The following is a 3,139-nucleotide window of genomic DNA, read 5'->3' on the forward strand; positions in this document are numbered from 1 at the left end:
TAGCGGTCGAGGGCGCAGGCGGCGGCGATGCGCTGGCGCTGGTAGCCGGTCTTCAGCACCTCCAGGCAGCGCGCCTCGCTCAGGGGCTGGCCCAGCAGGTAGCCGCTGCCACGGTTGAAACGTTCCTGGTTGGCCTGCCACCAGGCTTCCACCCGCGCCGGGTCCGGCCAGGCCAGGTCGGTATCCGGGTCCATCTCCACGTTCGGGTCCTCGGGGTCGTCCGTGGGCCCGGCGTCGTAGTCGGGGTGCACCTTCAGCTCCAGGTCCAGCTCGGCCAGATCCGCTCCGGTGATCAGGGTGAAGGCTTCGCCGGCCACACGGGCATGGGGCAGGTCGCCCATCTGCTGGATCAGCCAGGGCACCGTCACCGGGTCACCGAACAGGCCGGTGGCCTGGATCACCAGGCGCCGGTGCTCGGGGCTCTGCATCAGCCCGCGCAACCAGGCGATGCTGGCCTCGCGGGGTTGCCAGCAGAGCAGGGTGTCGAGGGCCCGCAGGCGGAACGCGCCTTGTTGTTCGGCCAGCAGGCGCAGCGGGCCCAGGGCCTCTTCGTCACCCATCTGCACCGTTGCCCAGTTGGCCCAGAAGCGCACCGCCTCGTCGGCGTGCAGGCGGTGGGCGCGGATGGTCTGCATCAGGTCGCGCCGGCGCAGCTCGCCGGCGGTGCGCGCGGCACGGGCCAGCACCCCGGGGTCGGCGTGGGACAGCCCGGCGATCAGCGCCGGGCCCGGGTCGCGCCGGTGCATGCCGCAGGCGGCCAGGCCCAGGCGGCGGAACAGCGGTTCCTGGGATGAGAGCAGGCGTTCGATCCAGGGCTCGACCTTCTCCCACTCCAGCCAGCCGAGGGCGGCGGTGAAGGCCCGCTCGCCGTCCGGCGCCTTGCGCAGGTGCTCGGCCAGGGTGGACAGCGCCGGGCCGTTGCCGGCCATGAAGGCCAGCGCGGTGGCGGCGAACACCTCGCCGGTGGCCAGCGGATGCAGCCCCTTGAGCAACAGGTCCAGCCCCTTGAGCCCGGCCACCAGCAGCCCGTCCAGGTGCGCCTCGATGCGGCCATCCAGGGTGCGCAGGTGCTTGAGGTCGTAATGCGGCGCGCGCACGGCATAGTCGCGCAGGCCGGCGAGGAAGCCGGCCTCTTCGGCGTGCTGGTCGAGGACGATGGGGATCATCAGTCGACCCGGGTCCAGGTCTGGCCGTCGAAGGCCATGACATCTTTCTTGCCGAAAGACCAGAGCACGCCATCGGCGGCGCTCAGGTGGTAGGTGGTCCAGGCCTTGTCAGCGCCGAAATCGACGGGAACCAGCTTGTCGCCGGCCAGTTTGAACACGCCTCTGTAGGTCGACAGATAGAGTGTCTCGCCATACCAGGCGAGGTCCCAGATGTCCTCATCCATGCTTTCGTGCTCGATGCTCTCCCAGCTGTCGCCACGGCCGCGGATCAGAAGACCCTGACGCGCTGCGATGTAGACGTTGCCGTCCCCAGCGCAGAGGACACTGGTCAGCACAACGTTGGTCGGGCTGCTTTTCTGATCCCATTTCTGTCCATCGAAATGCCAGATCTCGCCATCCCAACCTACCGCGTAGATATCCGAAGACGAGAAGCCGTCGATGGACTCGAAGCCCTTGACCTCCCCGACAGCAGGTCGAATGGTCTGGTCGAGACAACGCCAGTCATCTTCGTTCTCGCGGCGATACACCTGGCGACCCATGCCAACAGCGTACGTGCGGTTCTCGATGGTGCGCAGCTTTCTGAGCAGCCCCCGTGTTTCTGGAGAGCCATCGGGAGTGGTGATCTGCTCGTCGCTCTGTTTCCCACTGCCGAATAGCTTCACTTCACCGTGAGCCGACATGGCGATCATTTGCTCATGGGGGAATTTGCTCACCGCCATGCTGGCCGTGGCCCAGGTCACTGCGCCGATGTAACCAAGGTTGCTGCCATCGATCTCATGGAAGTGGCTGTGCTCCACCTCGGCCGGTACGGCATCGTCCTGCGATGCGGTATAGGCGAGGTCGTGATAACGCACGCAGCCGGATACGTAGGTGTGTCTGGTGTTGAGTCCTAGAGTCATCAATTTCTCCCGAGAAATTATCGGCCGCTTGGTGCGGATGCGGATGCGGCGGCCAGGCGGGACGAGCGGGCTACGACAGCCGCATTGGCTGCCTTCTCTGCTTCGTCTCCCTTGTAACCGGTGGCAATGGAACGACATTGGGTCGAGTCGTCGATGCCCTGTTTGTTGTGGTAAGCGTCCAGCTGCGCTTCAAGGCAGGCAGGTTCGCACTTGGACTCCGGGAAGCTCTTGCCTACTGCATCGACACCGAAGGTTTTTGCCTGCTTGTAGGTGAGGCTGACGACGGAAGTCTGCTTCCCACCTTCAAGCGGCAAGGCCTGGGTGGTCGCGCCGCTGTTGAGGGCGGCGGTGCTCTGGTAGGTGTGCATCAGCCCGTGAGTACCGTGATATTGATTGCAGCCCTCCACGCAGATGCATGGGGCCTTGTCGGCGTTGTAGTTCGCGGTCCCCTCAATGGCCGTCGAGTTCGAGCCGCCTCGCCCCACGTTGTAGAACGAGCCGGCCTCAACGACGTGGTGCCCGGTTTGTCCCGGGCAGCAGCCGGGCTGTTTTCCGGTAGGCGCATAAGGGCTCAATTGGCATCGACGGGCCCTGAGGCACTCCTTTGCCGCAGTCTTGTCCGCATAAGCATCGGCTTCATCCTTGGTGGAGGGCTTGCCATCTGGAGGACAGGGGCTGGGGCCGTCCGCCTTGTGCGGGGTGAACTCCTTGCACGCCTCCTTCTCCTTCTTGATGTCGTCCTTGCAAGGTCCTTCTTCCTTGGATACTGCCATTTCGTCGAGATAGGGCCAGGTCGGTGTGTTGCCGGGCATCGATGCGTGGTTGTGCGTCATCAGGTCCATGTGGCGGACGACGTTCTCACCCTCGAACTTCACGTCCATCGACCAGGCGGTGTAGTAGACCTTGCCTTTGATCTTGCTGGTGACGACCCCTTTCTTCGGTGCGCAGCCCGCCTCGTCGCCGGTACTGGTCTTGAAGTAGCTCTTGTTCTTGAGCATCGCCTCCTTGCCGGTGATCTTGATCGTGCGGGTGCCATTGGTGGTGTCACTGGCCATCCCGGTGTTGGGGTAGGGG

The 3,139-nt window shown here is 64.8% G+C and carries 3 protein-coding genes; all 3 read right to left on the minus strand.

The features are described from left to right. Positions 1 to 1,166: TIGR02270 family protein (locus tag DMX10_RS32075; RefSeq protein WP_111264874.1), on the minus strand; the 1,166-nt coding region annotated here is incomplete at its 3' end. Continuing rightward, a complete protein-coding gene (locus DMX10_RS33395; protein ID WP_236204798.1) occupies positions 1,166 to 2,065 on the minus strand; it encodes a hypothetical protein in 900 nt (299 codons plus the stop codon). The genes DMX10_RS32075 and DMX10_RS33395, both read right to left, overlap by 1 nt. Before the next feature lie 17 nt (positions 2,066 to 2,082). Continuing rightward, positions 2,083 to 3,139 (minus strand): HNH/endonuclease VII fold toxin-2 domain-containing protein (locus DMX10_RS32085; RefSeq protein ID WP_146603115.1); only part of this gene is annotated, 1,057 nt, incomplete at its 5' end.

Origin of the sequence: Pseudomonas sp. 57B-090624 (genome assembly GCF_003234055.1) — a bacterium.
Taxonomy (GTDB): Bacteria; Pseudomonadota; Gammaproteobacteria; order Pseudomonadales; family Pseudomonadaceae; genus Metapseudomonas; species Metapseudomonas tohonis.

Bases quoted from the DNA above. Each gene is read 5' to 3' on its own strand.
- DMX10_RS33395 (WP_236204798.1), bottom strand. From the start codon at position 2,065: ATGACTCTAGGACTCAACACCAGACACACCTACGTATCCGGCTGCGTG.